At 66.8% G+C, this 14,890-nt stretch carries 15 protein-coding genes; 7 read left to right on the top strand and 8 right to left on the bottom strand.

The window, feature by feature from the left end:
• Nucleotides 1-86: 86 nt before the first annotated feature.
• Entirely contained in the window at nucleotides 87-833 is a 747-nt protein-coding gene (gene mscL / locus Q0627_RS20440) for a large conductance mechanosensitive channel protein MscL (protein WP_291016992.1), read from the bottom strand.
• Between the two features lie 297 nt (nucleotides 834-1,130).
• On the bottom strand, nucleotides 1,131-1,793 hold the full coding sequence (locus Q0627_RS20435) for an SAF domain-containing protein (RefSeq protein ID WP_298812367.1): 663 nt from the start codon (nucleotides 1,791-1,793) through the stop codon (nucleotides 1,131-1,133).
• A gap of 253 nt (nucleotides 1,794-2,046) precedes the next feature.
• Here Q0627_RS20435 and Q0627_RS20430 point away from each other — a divergent pair, with 253 nt between their 5' ends.
• Nucleotides 2,047-2,400 carry an FmdB family zinc ribbon protein gene (locus tag Q0627_RS20430; RefSeq protein WP_291013133.1) on the top strand — a complete coding sequence of 118 codons (354 nt, stop codon included), beginning with the start codon at nucleotides 2,047-2,049 and terminating at the stop codon, nucleotides 2,398-2,400.
• 10 nt (nucleotides 2,401-2,410) lie between these two features.
• Here the strand turns inward: Q0627_RS20430 and Q0627_RS20425 are convergent, their stop codons facing one another.
• Entirely contained in the window at nucleotides 2,411-2,995 is a 585-nt protein-coding gene (locus Q0627_RS20425; protein ID WP_298812360.1) for a 5-formyltetrahydrofolate cyclo-ligase, read from the bottom strand.
• A 172-nt stretch (nucleotides 2,996-3,167) separates the two neighbouring features.
• On the opposite strand from Q0627_RS20425, the gene Q0627_RS20420 reads away from it, so the two are divergent.
• The 5 genes from Q0627_RS20420 (at nucleotide 3,168) to glpR (ending at nucleotide 8,627) form a co-directional block, all read left to right on the top strand.
• Nucleotides 3,168-4,115 carry a UTP--glucose-1-phosphate uridylyltransferase gene (locus Q0627_RS20420; RefSeq protein WP_291013127.1) on the top strand — a complete coding sequence of 316 codons (948 nt, stop codon included), beginning with the start codon at nucleotides 3,168-3,170 and terminating at the stop codon, nucleotides 4,113-4,115.
• 120 nt (nucleotides 4,116-4,235) lie between these two features.
• Nucleotides 4,236-5,540, top strand: coding sequence for a gephyrin-like molybdotransferase Glp (gene glp / locus Q0627_RS20415; protein WP_291013125.1), 1,305 nt, complete (start codon nucleotides 4,236-4,238; stop codon nucleotides 5,538-5,540).
• Nucleotides 5,541-5,735: 195 nt separating this feature from the next.
• Nucleotides 5,736-6,485 carry a S1 family peptidase gene (locus tag Q0627_RS20410; RefSeq protein WP_298812352.1) on the top strand — a complete coding sequence of 250 codons (750 nt, stop codon included), beginning with the start codon at nucleotides 5,736-5,738 and terminating at the stop codon, nucleotides 6,483-6,485.
• 62 nt (nucleotides 6,486-6,547) lie between these two features.
• Nucleotides 6,548-7,198: a GNAT family protein gene (locus Q0627_RS20405; RefSeq protein WP_291013120.1), complete on the top strand. Its 651-nt coding sequence runs from the start codon at nucleotides 6,548-6,550 to the stop codon at nucleotides 7,196-7,198.
• A 199-nt stretch (nucleotides 7,199-7,397) separates the two neighbouring features.
• The gene (glpR, locus tag Q0627_RS20400; RefSeq protein WP_298812348.1) at nucleotides 7,398-8,627 is read left to right on the top strand and encodes a gephyrin-like molybdotransferase receptor GlpR; all 1,230 of its coding nucleotides are present in this window, start codon (nucleotides 7,398-7,400) and stop codon (nucleotides 8,625-8,627) included.
• Between the two features lie 157 nt (nucleotides 8,628-8,784).
• Here glpR and Q0627_RS20395 read toward each other — a convergent pair whose 3' ends face one another.
• Genes Q0627_RS20395 through Q0627_RS20385 form a run of 3 tightly spaced genes read right to left on the bottom strand, consistent with a single transcriptional unit; the run spans nucleotide 8,785 to nucleotide 12,351 of the window.
• Complete coding sequence (locus tag Q0627_RS20395) at nucleotides 8,785-9,696, bottom strand: CoA ester lyase (protein WP_298812345.1); 912 nt, start codon at nucleotides 9,694-9,696, stop codon at nucleotides 8,785-8,787.
• Between the two features lie 29 nt (nucleotides 9,697-9,725).
• Entirely contained in the window at nucleotides 9,726-10,910 is a 1,185-nt protein-coding gene (locus tag Q0627_RS20390) for a CaiB/BaiF CoA-transferase family protein (protein WP_298812497.1), read from the bottom strand.
• A 28-nt stretch (nucleotides 10,911-10,938) separates the two neighbouring features.
• Nucleotides 10,939-12,351: an LLM class flavin-dependent oxidoreductase gene (locus Q0627_RS20385; RefSeq protein ID WP_298812342.1), complete on the bottom strand. Its 1,413-nt coding sequence runs from the start codon at nucleotides 12,349-12,351 to the stop codon at nucleotides 10,939-10,941.
• A 127-nt stretch (nucleotides 12,352-12,478) separates the two neighbouring features.
• Here Q0627_RS20385 and Q0627_RS20380 point away from each other — a divergent pair, with 127 nt between their 5' ends.
• The gene (locus tag Q0627_RS20380; RefSeq protein WP_291013108.1) at nucleotides 12,479-13,165 is read left to right on the top strand and encodes a GntR family transcriptional regulator; all 687 of its coding nucleotides are present in this window, start codon (nucleotides 12,479-12,481) and stop codon (nucleotides 13,163-13,165) included.
• 150 nt (nucleotides 13,166-13,315) lie between these two features.
• Here the strand turns inward: Q0627_RS20380 and Q0627_RS20375 are convergent, their stop codons facing one another.
• Nucleotides 13,316-13,861 (bottom strand): flavin reductase family protein, encoded by a 546-nt coding sequence (locus Q0627_RS20375; protein WP_298812338.1) that lies wholly within the window; start codon nucleotides 13,859-13,861, stop codon nucleotides 13,316-13,318.
• Nucleotides 13,862-13,897: 36 nt separating this feature from the next.
• Entirely contained in the window at nucleotides 13,898-14,857 is a 960-nt protein-coding gene (locus tag Q0627_RS20370) for a CoA ester lyase (protein WP_298812336.1), read from the bottom strand.
• Nucleotides 14,858-14,890 lie beyond the last annotated feature (33 nt).

Here is a 14,890-nt window from a genome sequence, read left to right as displayed (position 1 = left end):
AAACCTCGCGAGATGACATTGTCGTCTCGCCAGGTTTCGAGGCTCGCGGGGCCTCGCACCTCAACCTGCTGGGAGGGTGCTTCCCATCAGCGGGAGTGTCTGGGCCCATCGTCGCCGGGGAACTCACCTTCGGGGAACTGGCCGGGATAGCTGCCGGGTGCCGGGTAGTTGCCCTGAGCCGGGGGTGGCGTCGGGAAGCCACCGGCGGGCGGCGGAGCGCCGAACTGCGGCGGTCCACCCGGGGCGTTGAAGCCAGGACCACCCGGGGGCGGGCCCTGCGGCGCGGGCGGCGGGGTCGCGAAACGCTGGGTGGCCCCGGTCGGGATCGCGGCGGCGGCGGCTTTCTCGGCCGCTTCCTTCTCTTCTGCGGCCTTCTTCTTGGCGGCGATGGTGCCGTCGGCATCGAGTAGGTCGCGGATCTCGGTGAGCAGCGACACCTCGTCGTCGCCGTCCTCTTCGTCGTCCTTCTTACGCAGCTCGGAGAGCTTGGTGTACGGCATGACGATGAGGAAGTAGACGACCGCGGCGATGATCAGGAAGTTGATGATCGCGGTCAGCAACGCGCCGAAGTCCATAAAGGTCGCTTCGTTGTCGCTGAGAATCTTGAAGCCGAGTGGACAGCTCTGGATCGGTCCGGCGATGGTGCCTTCGGCCGCTTCAGTCGCGGCAGGAGCCGAGTCACAGCTGCCGGTGGGAATGGCGGCGAACAGCGGTTCGATGATGCTGGATGTGAAGGCGGTGACGATCGCGGTGAACGCACCGCCGATGATCACGGCGGTCGCCAGCTCGACCACGTTGCCTCTGAGTATGAATTCCTTGAAGCCTTTGAGCACGGCGTTCCTCTCGTGTGGTCGATACCTGCTCGTCAGTACGTCGATTGTCCAGTACTTCTGGTACTTCACTTCTGGTACTTCCGTGCGACCGGCGAATGTGGTCGTTGCGACCACAGTGACTCCGAGTGCACTCGCGTGAAGCCTATCCAGGATGATAAGCGAGCGGTAGTACTTTCTCCCGGTGTCGGCGCGTGTCGGCGATCTCGAGACGGGTCGATACCGGTATTGGCAGTGATGCAGCCGGCCGTCCGGCCAGGCAGTTCGGGTCAGTGGAGTACTGGTAGGCGAGGTACTGGTTCAGTGGAGAACAAGGGCCAGGGCTGAGTCGAGGCCTACGGCCGCGACCCGGTGGGCCGACCGCTCGTCCATCGCCAGCAGGATCGGTGCCGTCGCGGTGCCCGATCCGGCCAGCGGTCCGGCGGATCGGGAGATGCCTGCGGTAAGTGCGACGATCGCGCCACGCGCCAGGACCACCGAGTCCGGTGACAGGACGTCGACGACGTCGCCCTCGCGCAGGATGGAACCCACCGACGTGTCGGCGGGCCGCACCGGCACGAGTCTGGCGAAGGCGCGTCCGGTCAACTGCCGGGGCAGCCGCGGGGTGAGCACCCGGGCGTCGGTCAGGATCTCGCCGGGGCGGATATGGGACACCACCGTGCGGCCGATCCCGTCCGCGGTCAGCCGCAACGCGCCATCGGGCACCAGGGCGCCGGGTGCCCGGCTCACCGACACGTCCGCGGCGGACAATCGGACACCGGGATGCAGTTCGCGTGCTGCGACCACGACCGCCCGGCCGGCGTCGTCCGCCTGCCCGGACATGCCCACCCCGACGGCCGCCACGATCAGGACGATCGCCGCGACCCTGCGGACGACAACCGAGCGGGCCCACGACGGACGGGCGAGGTGGCGGACACGATCGATGAATCGGGGTGCGAGAAGGTCACGGCGGAACGGCGGCATGCGTCAACGCTAAGCGCGTATCACCGATCGCCCGGACATCGTTCCGAATCTGTGGACAACGTTGTGACCTGGGGAAATCCGGGTTGACAGAACCGTCAGTGGCATGCGTGGGCTCGGACATCCGAGCCCGATCGGCATTCGGAATATCACCCGGGTTGGCACTCGGAATGACACCCGGGTTGGCACTCGGAATGACGGAGTGCCAATTTCGGTTAGACTACGCGTCGGCAGGTTCAGATATCCGGAGGTTGTGGTGCCCACCTATTCATATGCGTGTACGGAATGCGACAACAAGTTCGACGTCGTCCAGTCGTTCTCTGACGATTCCCTGACCGAATGCCCCGAGTGCGCGGGCCGCCTTCGCAAGCTGTTCAACTCCGTCGGCATCGTGTTCAAGGGCAGCGGCTTCTACCGCACGGACTCGCGGTCGGGCTCCTCCGCCTCGGAGAAGGCGTCCAGTTCGGAGTCGTCGAGCAGCGGTTCGTCCGACTCCTCGTCCTCGAAGTCGTCGGATTCGTCGAAGTCGGACTCGACCTCGAGCAGTTCGTCATCAGCCGGTAGCTCGTCGTCCTCGTCCACCAAGAGCACCGCCGGGGCGTCCGCTTAGGAGTCACATTCTAGCGGGGTTCGCAGCGCAGGAATCCGCCGCCGGGCGTCAGCACCCAGTCGACCGGCACGTCGTGCTCGTCGGCCGGCAGATCGTCGATGAGTTCGTCGTCGTACACCACCGCGACCAGCTCCGCGCTCGTGGAGCCGAGTGAACGGTCGTAGTAGCCCGCGCCCCGGCCGAGCCGGACACCGGTGCGGGAGACGGCCATCGCGGGCAGGAACACCACCGATGCCCGCTCGACGGCGTCGGCGCCGAGTCTGCCGCCGCCGGGTTCGTACAGGCCGAACCGAGCCACCGAGAGAGTGTCCGCGGGGTCGTAGCGCGCCCAGTCCAGTGCGTCCGGAGCGCCGGGCGGCACCACCGGGACCAGCACCCTGACCCCCTGCCCGGTCAGCGCGTCGAGCATCGCCCGGGAACCCGGTTCGGTTCCCGACGGCACATAGGCGGCGGCCACCACGTCGTATTCGAGCCTCAGCGGTGCGCAGGTCATCCACTCGGCCAGATCCTTGGCGGCCTGCTCGCGATCGGCCTCCGACCGGCCCCGACGTGCCGCGCGAACAGCCGCACGCATCTCGTCCTTCGTACCGGTCACGACGATCCTTCCTGCCGATATGTGCCCGTGCGGTGCACGCGATGTATCCCGTGCGGTGCACGCGATGTATCCCGTGTGCCGCACGTGGGTACCCGCTGCGTGATGCCTGCGAAGTTGTGACGTACTCGGCGCACACGCGGCACCGGCCTGGGTCACAGCCTAGGGTGGATCCATGGCACCAACGAGCGCACACGCGGATCTGTCCGCCGAATACGAGACGGTCCCCAACACACCTCCGATCCCACGGACCGCGGTGGTCCCGGCTGCGGGTCTGGGCACGCGGTTTCTGCCCGCCACCAAGACGGTGCCCAAGGAGTTGCTGCCGGTCGTCGACACCCCGGGCATCGAACTCGTCGCCGAGGAGGCCAAGTCGGCCGGTGCCGAACGTCTGCTGATCGTCACCTCCCCGGGCAAGGACGGTGTGGTCGCCCACTTCGTCGAGGATCTCGTCCTGGAGAACACTCTGTCCAAGCGTGGCAAGAACGCGATGCTGGCCAAGGTGCGCAAGGCCCCGTCGCTGCTCGAAGTCGCCTCGGTGGTCCAGGACAAACCGCTGGGCCTAGGACATGCCGTCGGGTGCGTCGAGCAATATCTCGACGACGACGAGGACGCGATCGCCGTCCTGCTGCCCGACGACCTGGTCCTGCCGGGCGGTGTCCTCGAGGTGATGGCCCGTACCAGGGCGCGCCGCGGCGGTTCGGTGCTGTGCGCCATCGAGGTTCCCGACGACAAGATCAGCGCCTACGGTGTCTTCGACGTCGAGGAACTGCCCGATGCCAACAATCCGCGCGTCATGCGTCTGAAAGGCATGGTGGAAAAGCCCAGGCGGGAGGATGCGCCGTCCAATCTGGCCGCCGCCGGGCGGTACATCCTCGACCGCAAGATCTTCGACGCACTGCGCCGCATCACGCCAGGAGCCGGTGGTGAGCTGCAACTCACCGACGCCATCGCGCTGCTGATCTCCGAAGGCGAGCCGGTGCATGTGGTGGTGCACCACGGCACCCGTCATGACCTGGGCAATCCGGGCGGATACCTGAAGGCGGCCGTCGATTTTGCCCTCGACCGCGACGACTACGGCCCCGAACTGCGCGAGTGGCTGACCAAACGGCTCTCCGAGTGAGGGCATTCGGGGCGCGCCCGCTTTCCCGTCGGCGCATCTGCCGTCCCACAGGGTAGGTTTTCCCACGGAGGTAGGGCCGGATAACGTTGCACCGGCGGCTCATGAGGTGCGAGAGGTGACATGCGTTCGGTCGAGGATCATCTGACTTTGGTGACCGCTGCGGCGGTGGCGCCGAGGCCGGTGCGGGTGGCGATTTCCGAGGCCCAAGGTCTCATGTGCGCCGAAGAGGTCGTCGTCGAGCGGCCGATGCCGGGGTTCGACCAGGCTGCGATCGACGGCTATGCCGTGCGTGCGGTCGACGTCGCCCTCGCCGGGCAATTGGCGCCCGGAGACCTCGACGACTTCGATCACGGCGGCGCCGAATTCGTCGACCTGGAAGCGGGTGAACCACTGATCGTCGGATTGCCCGTCGTCGGTGACGTGTCGCCCGGGGCGCGGACGCCCACCCGGCTGCAGCCGCGCCAGGCTGTGCGGGTCGAGACGGGCGCCCCGATGCCGACCCTCGCCGACGCGGTGGTGCCGTTGCGCTGGACCGACGGCGGTGAGCAGCGCGTGAAGATCGGGCACGGCGTGGGCAGCGGTGACTACATCCGGCGTGTCGGCGACGACGTGGCCCCCGGCGATGTCGCCGTGCGCGCGGGCGCGATCATCGGGCCCGCACAGGTCGGTCTGCTGGCCGCGGTGGGGCAGGCACGCGTACTCGTTCATCCGCGGCCACGGATGTCGGTCATCTCGATCGGCAACGAACTCGTCGACATCGACAGGGATCCGGGTCCGGGGCAGGTTTTCGACGTCAACAGCTATGCGATCGCCGCCGCCGGCCGCGATGCGGGCGCGGACGTCAACCGGGTCGGCATCGCCGAACGCGACATCTCGCGGATGCGTGAGGTGGTCGAGGCCCAGTTGATCCGGTCGGAGGTCGTGGTCATCACGGGCGCGGTCGGCGGCAGCGCCTCGCGTGCGGTGATCGGGGCGCTCAGTGACCTCGGTGACCTGGAGGTGGCCCGTATCGCCATGCATCCCGGGTCCGTGCAGGGTTTCGGCAGGCTCGGCCGCGACGAGGTGCCCACCTTCCTGCTCCCGGCCAATCCGGTCAGCGCGCTGGTGGCGTTCGAGGTGATCGTGCGGCCGCTCATCCGCATCGCGCTGGGCAAACGTCAGCCGATGCGACGCACCGTGCGGGCCCGCACCATCGGGCCGATCGTGTCGGTCGCGGGCCGCAAGGGTTATCTGCGCGGCCAGCTGATGCGCGACGAACGGTCGGGGGAGTATCTGGTGCAAGTGCTCGGTGCCTCGCCGACCGGCTCCTCGCATCTGCTGGCCGAACTCGCCGACGCCAACTGCCTGATCATCGTCGAACCCGAGGTCGAGGAACTCGGCACCGGCGACGAGGTCGAGGTCGCGTTTCTCGCGCAGCGAGGCTGAGTGCGCGTTCCCGCGCAGCGAGGCTGAGTGCGCGTTCCCGCGCAGCGAGGCTGAGTGCGCGTTCCCGCGCAGCGAGGCTGAGTGCGCGTTCTCGCGCGGGTGGCTGACTGTGCGTTCTCGCACTGCCGGGATGAGTGCGCTAGAGTCGCGGTCGGGTTTCTCACTTCACAACGGTCGTCCCCTGTGGGATAGGCCGTGCCCGACGCCATCCATCTCGATCGGAGATTTATGCCTACCGCCTCGCGGATCCTGGTCGCTCTCGCCGGAGTGCTCGCCGTTCTGATTCCCGCCGGACTCGTGGCATCGCCGGCGCAGGCAGCCCCCGGCTACGCCGTGGGCCCCGGCACCGCGATCGTCGTCGACGGGTCGGCGGCGTGCACGCTGGCGGTCGCCGGATACGACAAGGCAGGCCGGCTGATCGGCCTGACCGCGGGACACTGCGGCAACGTGGGATCCAAGGTGGCCCTGGAGAGCCGCCGGTCCGGCGTCGTGGGCATGATCGTGGTCAAGAACAAGCAGGTCGACTACTCGGTCATCAACTTCAACAAGGCCGCGGTGCGTCCGGTGCGGACGGTCGGCCGGGCCACCGTCACCGGGATCGGGCAGCACCCCGCCGCGGGTCAGCGGGTCTGCAAGTCGGGCCGCACCACCGGCTATTCGTGCGGTCGGGTGATGGAGAACAGCGCCCGCAGCTACGAGACCCTCAACTACGTCTGCGCCGCCCCGGGTGATTCGGGCGGACCGGTGATCGCGAACGGCAAGCTCGTCGGCATCCTCACCGGTGGCGCCGGGGTGGCGATCCCGTTCACCAATGCGGGCCTCATCGTCGAATGCATGCACCCGGCGATCCCGATCTACTCCCCGATGATCGCCACCAAGGTGTCGGTCGTGCTCGACCAGCTCAACTACTACCGCACCTACGGCGCAGGGTTCCGTCCGGTCTGATCGTGTAGATCGCCCGTACGGACCTGTTCCTTGTCCGGCCTTTCCCAGTCGAGGTGGTTGGTGTGCTGAATTGGCTCGGTGGTCCGCATACCAAGGCGTGGCAGTCGACTCTGGGCCCACTGCGGACATCCGCGGGCATGGTGAGCGTGCGGCCCATCCGTCTACGGGACGGCCAGATCTGGAGTGATCTGCGCATCCGCAACGAGAAGTCGCTGGTGCCGTGGGAACCGACCGGAATCGGTAGCTGGGCGCAGCGGCATCATCGCAGCCAGTGGGGGCCGCTGTACGGGGCTCTCAAGTCTGAGGCCAAACGGGGCACCGTCTTGCCGTACGTCATCGAGCTCGACGGGCGGTATGTGGGGCAGCTGACCGTCGGGAACATCCAGCGGGGGGCGGTGCGTAGTGCGTGGATCGGATACTGGATCGACTCCGATCATTTCGGCGGCGGTATCGCCACCGCGGCGGTGGCTCTCGGTGTCGATCATTGCTTCGGCCCGATCGGGCTGCACCGTCTCGATGCGACCGTGCAACCGGCCAACCTGGCATCGCAGGCGGTGCTCACGAAGGTCGGCTTCCGCAATGAGGGCCTGCTCAAGCGCTACATGGATGTCGACTCCAAGTGGCGTGATCACCTGTTGTTCGCGCTGACGGTCGAGGAGCTGCCGGGCACGGCGGTCGAGGCACTGGTCCGCTCAGGCCGCGCGAGTTTCTAGGGCGTGCCTGCCATATCCACTGAGCCGTTGAGACCGTACAAAGGGATGGGAGACACGCCCTAAGCGTTTGCTGAGAACGTCGGGCTGATCCGGTGCAATCCGGCGCGTCTACGCCACGGCGCCGGTGATCGGTCATACATTGTTCACGGTGGCAATGTGACCAGAGTGGCGGTTGCAGTATGAGCGAAGGAGTCATCCGATGCCCAACTCCCTCCTGTGGGTCTGCCTTGTCGCCGTGTGGCTGTTCGTACTGGTGCCGATGGTGATCAACAGAGGCAGGCCGCAGACGCGTATGTCCACGGTGATCGCCACCTCGACGCGCACATTGCATCGCGGTGGCGCACGTGCTCCCGCCGGTCGTAAGAAGCCCGGTGCGCATCCCTCCGATCCGGCACACAAACCTTCGCGCGCCCCATCGCCGACGGCGATCGCGCTGTTGGAGAAGAAGGAAGCCGAACTTCAGGCGGTCCAGGTCGGCGCGGACGTCACCGCCGCCGACGATGCGGAGCCGAGCGAATCTCCGGTTGTCGATGCGTCCCGCGCGGACGATGCCGGTGTGGACGGTGCCGTTGCGGACGGTACCGGTGCGGATGATGTCGGCGCGGACGGTGCCGCCGGTGCCGGAGCGGACGATACTCCCGAAGGCGTGGACAACGAGGTCACCGTGACAACACTGGGCGTCGACCTGAACCCGAAGGATACTGAGGTTCCATCGGATGAGACAGATCGCACCGAGGGCGAATACCATGAGCCGGACGAGGCCCCCGAAACCGATTCGGACGTCACCGGTTCGGACGACACGGATACTGTTGACACCGTATCCGGCGACCTGGACGATCCCGAGCCCGCCGACGATCCGGAAGAAGATCTGATTGATGACGACCTGCTTGCCGAGGCGATGCCGGTTCCCGCGCGGGTTGAGCGAGCCCCGGTGACCACCACCGCGCCGCGCAGGGTCTCGCCGTCGCGATCCAAGGAAAGTCTGGCCGACAAACATTCCGAAGCCCGATACGAGGAGCGTCAGCGGGTTCTTCTCGGGTTGATCGCGGTGCTGTTCGGCTCGATCATCGCCGGGCTCGTGCTCGGCGCGATCGGCTGGGTCTTGTTGTTCCTGGTGACGATCAGCCTCGTGGCGTATCTGGCGTTCCTGCGCCGGGCTGTTGTCCGAGAGCAGCAGGCCAGGGTACAGCGGCAAGCACGTGCGGCCCGCCTGCGGCGCGAGGAGGCACGCCGTCGTGAGCGCGAAGAACAACAGGCGCGACTACGTCCGGTGGTACCCGAACTACCACGCCGTCGCCGCCCGGGAGGCGCTGTCGTCCTCGAGATCGACGACGAGGATCCGGTGTTCGAGCATCTGCCGAGTGGACCGCGCAGCAACCTCTACTACGGCGACGTCTCCGACGACGAATACCGCCGCGCCGTCGGCTGAGGGGCTCTCCCTTGCGACGGGAAGACCGACCACCCCGCCAGCGATGAGGTGTGAGGTCGCCCAGTGACCGAGCCTCGAAACCACGCAAGATGACGTTGTCGTCTCACGTGGTTTCGAGGCTCACGGGAATAGCTGCATTACCCGGCAGTGGAGGTAGCTATTGCCGATCGGCCTGTGCCAGAACGGCTTGCGCGAGTTTGACGTGGGCGGCGTCGACTAGCTGACCGTCGACGCTGGTGGCGCCTAGCCCGCGGGCCTCTGCCTCCCGGTAGGCCTCCAGGTTGCGGCGGGCCCGCGAAACCTCTTCGGGCGTCGGTGAATACACGGCGTTGGCCAGGTCGATCTGCGAGGGATGGATGGCCCATTTGCCGTTGTAACCGAGCGAGGCCGCGTACCGCGCCTGCTGCTCGTAGCCCTCGGCGTCGGCGAAGTCGGGATATGGGGCGTCGATGGCGAGGATGCCGGCGATCCGGGCCGCGGTCAGCACCGTCATCCGTGCGTAGTGCCAGAAGTCTCCCGGATACGGATCGCGCGGAACGAAATTGGTGTCGACGCGGGCGCCCTGCGACACACTCAGGTCGCCGGCACCGAAGATGATCGCGTCCAGGCGTGGGCTGGCGGTGGCGATCGCCTCGGCGTGCGCCACCCCGGCGACGTCCTCGATGAGCACTTCGAGCCGGATCTGTCGCTTGAGATCGAGATCGGTCTCGAGCTGGGTGAGCAGCACGTCGACCCACCAGACATCGCGTGCGGCGGTTACTTTGGGGACGATGATGGTGTCGAGGTTGTTGCCCGCACCGGTGACGACCTCGATGATGTCGCCGTACGCCCAGTGGGTGGTGATGTCGTTGACACGCACCGCCCGGGCTGTGTCGCCCCAGTCATAGTCGTTGAGGGCGTGTACGACCTTGGCGCGGGATTCCTTTCGCTGCGCCGGTGCGCAGGCGTCCTCCAGGTCGAGGAAGACAAGGTCGGCTGCCGACGCCGCCGCCTTGGCGAACATGCGCTCATTGGAGGCGGGCGTGGCGAGCTCGGATCGGCGCCGGATGGGCCGGCTAAAGGTGGTCATCGGTGAATGGCCTTCTGTCGGTTAAAGGGTCAGACGATCTTGCGTTCGTGCAGGTCGGCGATCGCCGCCGCATCCATACCGAGCACTTCGGCCAGAACATCGTCTGTGTGCGCGCCGAGCGCCGGTCCGAGGGTGTCGACGATGCCCGCATTGCCGGAGAACCGGGGCACCGGCGCCTGCACCAGCATGCTGTCGAGGTCGTCGTCGTCGATGCGGACGAAGACCCCGCGCGCCTTCATCTGTTCGTCGTCGATGAGGTCGGTGATGTCGTAGACGGGGGCGGCGGCGATCTCGGCGTCCTCGAACACGGCCATCGCCTCTTCGAGAGTGCGGGCGGCAACCCACCCGGCGACAATCGCATCCACCTCGGTGGCTCTGGCGAGCCGGCGCTGCGGATCGGCGAAGTCGTTGTGTTCCACCAGATCCGCACGCCCGATGGCCCGGAACACCCGCATCGCGATGGTCGGTGCGCTCGCCGAGAGGGCGAGCCACTTGTCGTCGGAGGTGCGATAGGTGTTGCGGGGCGCGGAGATATCCCATTTGTTGCCGGCCCGGCGCGGGATGTCACCGGTCTGGTCGTAGGTGAGCAGTGACTGTTCGACGAGCCGGGCGAGCGGGTCGATCAGGTTGATGTCGATGAGCTGCCCGTCGGCGCCGTGTACGTCGCGATGGTAGAGCGCCATCATCACCGCGTAGGCGGCGTTGAGTGAGGCCACCCCGTCGGCCAGCATGAACGCGGGGAGCGTCGGCGGGCCGTCGGCTTCGCCGGTGAGATGGGCGAATCCGCTCATCGCCTCACCGAGGGTGCCGAATCCGGGCCGCGGTGCCTTGGGGCCTTCGAGGCCGAAGCCGGTGATGTGCAGCATCACCAGCTTCGGATTGACCTGGCGCAGTTGCTCGTAGTCCAGTCCCCATTTGCGCAGGGTCAGCGGCCGGGTGTTGGCCACCACCACATCGCACTCGGCGGCCAACTTACGCAGGAGTCGTTGACCCTCGTCGGTACGCAGGTCGATGGTGACTGACCGTTTGTTGCGACCGACGCTTTTCCACATCAGGCCGACGCCGTTGCGCTGGACGCCCCAGCCGCGGATGGCGTCGCCGCCCTGCGGCTGCTCCACCTTGATGACGTCTGCGCCGAACTCGCCGAGGTAGGTGGCCGCCAGCGGTGCGGCGGCCAGCGTCGCCATGTCCAGCACCCGGATCCCCGCGAGCATGTCGCTGCGGGGCGGGGTGCTCGCGTTCTCAGACACCGACGACCTCGGGGACCGATTCGGCCTCTGCCGGGGTCTCGGCGGCGGGCGTGGTGAAGAGGTTGTCGGGACGTTCCAGGCCCAGGTTCTCGCGCAGGGTGTTGCCGGTGTAGTCGGTACGCATCAGCCCGCGGTCCTGTAGTACCGGCACCACCAGTCGGGTGAAGTCTTCGAATGCGCCCGGGAAATGTGTTGCGGCGATGACGAATCCGTCGCAGGAACGGGAGTTGAACCAGTCGGCCATCTGGTCGGCGATCTGCTCGCCGGTACCCACGAAACGCGGCCCCTGCAGCAATGTCGCACGGTGGTTGGCCAGCACTCGCAGCGTCATCTTCTGATCCCCGAGGTGCCGTTTGACACCCTGGACCAGGCCGCGAATGCCGGAGATCGAGTCGACGAGTTCGTCGGTGATCTCGTCATCGAGGCTGTGGCCGGAGAAGTCGTAGTTGGTGACCTCCGACAGCAGGGCGAGCGAGGCCTGCGGGTGGACGAGTTCGTTGAGGAAGATCGCCTCCTTCTCGCGGGCGATGCTCTCGGTCTCACCGGTGATGACGTACACCATCGGCAGGATACGGACGCTGTTCGGGTCGCGGCCCTCGGCTGCGATCGTCGCCTTCTGGTCGGCGTAGTGTTCCTGCGCGATGGCCTGGCTGGGGTTGCCGGTGAAGATGAGATCAGCCCATTTGCCGGCGAATTGGCGGCCACGACCGGACTGGCCGGCCTGGATGATCACCGGGCGGCCCTGCGGGGTGCGGGGCACGGTCAGCGGTCCCTGGACGGAGAAGAACTCACCCTTGTGGCCGAGCTCATGGACCTTGTCGGGGTCGGCGAACACGCCCTCGGCGCGGTTGTCGACGATCGCGTCGTCCTCCCACGAATCCCACAGCTTGCTGACGACGTCGATGAACTCGTCGGCGCGGTCGTAGCGGCGGTCGTGTTCGGTGTGCGCGTCGACGCTGAAGTTGCGGGCCTCGGCGTCATTGACGGAGGTGACGACGTTCCAGGCGGCGCGGCCGCGGCTGAGGTGGTCGAGGGTCGCGAAGGTGCGCGCCACGTGGAACGGCTCGTAGTAGGTGGTGGAGTAGGTGGCACCCAGCCCGAGGTGGTCGGTGGCGGCGGCCATCGCGCCGAGGATGGCCGTGAGGTCGAGCTTGATGGGGCGGGCACCGCGCAGGATCGCCTCATCGGGGGAGTTGCCGTAGATCGCGGGCATCGCGAGGCGGTCATCGAAGAACATCAGGTCGAACTTGCCGTCCTCGAGAGTGCGGGCGATGCGCTGGTAGTAGCGCAGGTCGAGGTAGTCGGCGGCTGAGCTGGGGTAACGCCACGAGCCGGAGAACACCGACACGTTGGATGCCTGCATGAACGCGACGAGTGTGAGCTTGTCGGTACGTGATTCGGTCATTGGTATGCCTCTCAAGATGAAACGTATCACTCAATAACTGATATATTTATAGACGTGACGGCGGTCCGTCAAGGCGTGGCGGCGGACTCGGCGATACTGGGGTATCTGCGGATGAGAGGTGTGTCGGGTGAGTGAGGCAGTGCAGGGGCCCTGGGTGGTCGGCGAGGTCGACGCGGACCCCGTGGACCGGCGTACCGGCCGCGAACGCGTCGGTGAGGTTCTGCGCGAACGGATCCTGGCCGGCGAACTGGCCCCGGGCGAGCGCATCGACCTCGACAAATACGCCGCCGAGTTCGGTACCAGCCGCACGCCCGTCCGCGAGGCCTGCCTGGCACTTGCGCAGGACGGACTGGTGAAGGTCGTCCAGCGCAGCGGGGTCACCGTCATCGGTGTCTCACCTGAGTCCACCATCGAGAATTTCCAGCTGATGGCAGCGCTGTCCGGGGTGGCCGCGCAATGGGCGGCGGGCAAGATCTCCGAACGGGACCTGTTGCGCGTCAAAGAACTCCAGCGTGAGATCCGGGTCGCCTCCCAGTCCGGCGAGGACATCACCACCCTCAACTGGCTCTTTCACGCCGCCATCAACCGCGCCTGCGGATCACCGCGCCTGATCGGCATGCTCTCGGATGCAGGCAGGATGATCCCGCGCCGCTTCTTCGCCCTGTTCCCCGAACGCGTACCCTGCTCCCTCGATGACCACGAGGACCTCGTGCGCGCCCTCTCGGCCCGCGACGGAGTCGCCGCCCGCCGCATCGCCGAAGGCCACTTCGACATCGCCGCCAAGCTTTTGGCCGATCACCTCGGCCGCCGCTGATCTGCCGACAGCGGCTACCCCGCACCGGTTGAGGTGCGAGCGCCGCGAGGCTCAAAACCCGGTGATACGACATTGTCCGCTCGAAAGGGTTTCGAGGCTCGTCGCTGGGTGACCTTGCACCTCGTAGCTGGCGAGGTGGGCGGCTTCCTGTCAGATGCGGCCGCCGGTTGGGTCGAGTTTGCTGTGATCGCCGAGGCCGTGCCAGGTGCGGGCGTGGTAGACCAGTGGATCTGCCGACTTACCTTCGGCCGCACCGACTTCCAGCGCCTCTACAGCGATGATGGTGGCATCTCCGGCGTCCATCGAGGAGACCGTCTTCCCGCGGATCCAGGCGCGGGTGCCGTGATAGCGGGGTTCGCCGGTGGGCAGTCGCGACCACGACGAGGTATCGGCGAACCGGTCGACGCCATGTGTCGCTGCGAGTTTTGCGATCTCCACATCGTCGGCGTCGAGAAGATGCACGACAACGGTCTGCGCCGCACGAATCGTCGGCGCGCTCGAGGATCGTCCCGACACCGAGAACATGAGGATCGGGGGAGCGACGTCGACCGACGACACCGACGTGACGGTCATCGCGACCGGACCGTCACCGGCGTCCGCGGTCACGACGGCGACACCGGCGGGGTGTTCGCGGAAGATATCCGCGAACACCTCGGCGGTGACGGTGGAATCAGTCAAGGGCTGCGCTGACGACATGCAGACACATTAATGCCCTACTGATATATCAGCAAGCTACTGCGGCGGAGTCCACACATCGGTCCGCGACATCCCCGCAGCCCGGCCCTTCGCCGAGACGACCAGTGCCATCTTGCAGGAGGCCTCGTCGATCATCTCGTCGCCCAGCATCGCCGCGCCGCGCGCGCCGCCTGCGGCGGAGGTGCACCAGTCGTAGGCGTCGAGGATGTTCTCGGCGTGGTCGTAGTCGGCCTGCCGGGGGGAGAAGATGTCGTTGACGATGTCGATCTGCGTCGGATGCAGCGCCCACTTGCCGTCGAACCCGAGGGCGGCGGAGCGTCCGGCGACGCGGCGCAGGCCGTCGAGATCCTTGATGGCCAGGTACGGGCCGTCGATCACCTGCAGGTCGTTGGCGCGGGCGGCCATCAGCAGGGACATCAGGATGTGGTGATAGGCATCACCGGTGTCGTAGCCGTCGGGCTGCTCGCCCACGACCAGCGACTTCATCTGGATTGACGCCATGAAGTCGGCCGGACCGAAGATCAGCGTCTCGTTGCGCGGGCTGGCCGCGGCGATCTCGTTGACCGCCAGCAGGCCGCGTGCGTTCTCGATCTGGATCTCGAAACCGATGCGGCCCACCTCAAGACCCTCGGCCTTTTCGATCTGGGTGACCAGCATGTCCAGTGCCTGCACCTGCGCCACCGATTGTGTCTTCGGCAGCATCAGGCAGTCGAGGTTCGCCCCGGCGCCGCTCACGACGTCGACGACGTCGCGGTAGGTCCACTCGGTGGTCCAGTCGTTGATGCGCACCACGCGGGTGGTGTCGCCGAAACCGCCCTCGTTTAGTGCCTTGACGATGTTGACGCGGCCGTCGGCCTTGGCGGCCGGCGCACAGGCGTCCTCCAGATCGAGGAACAGGGCGTCGGGATTGAGCGTACGCGCCTTGTCGATGAACTTCTGGCTGGAACCGGGTACTGCGAGCGTCGAGCGGCGGGGGCGATAGGCGGCGTTGGCCATGCGAAGACTCCTCACGTTGAAATATCACCCCAA

Source organism: uncultured Gordonia sp., assembly GCF_937858515.1.
Lineage (GTDB): Bacteria > Actinomycetota > Actinomycetes > Mycobacteriales > Mycobacteriaceae > Gordonia.
The sequence above is the reverse complement of the archived record's forward strand: the minus strand, read 5'-3'. Positions and strand labels throughout refer to the sequence as shown.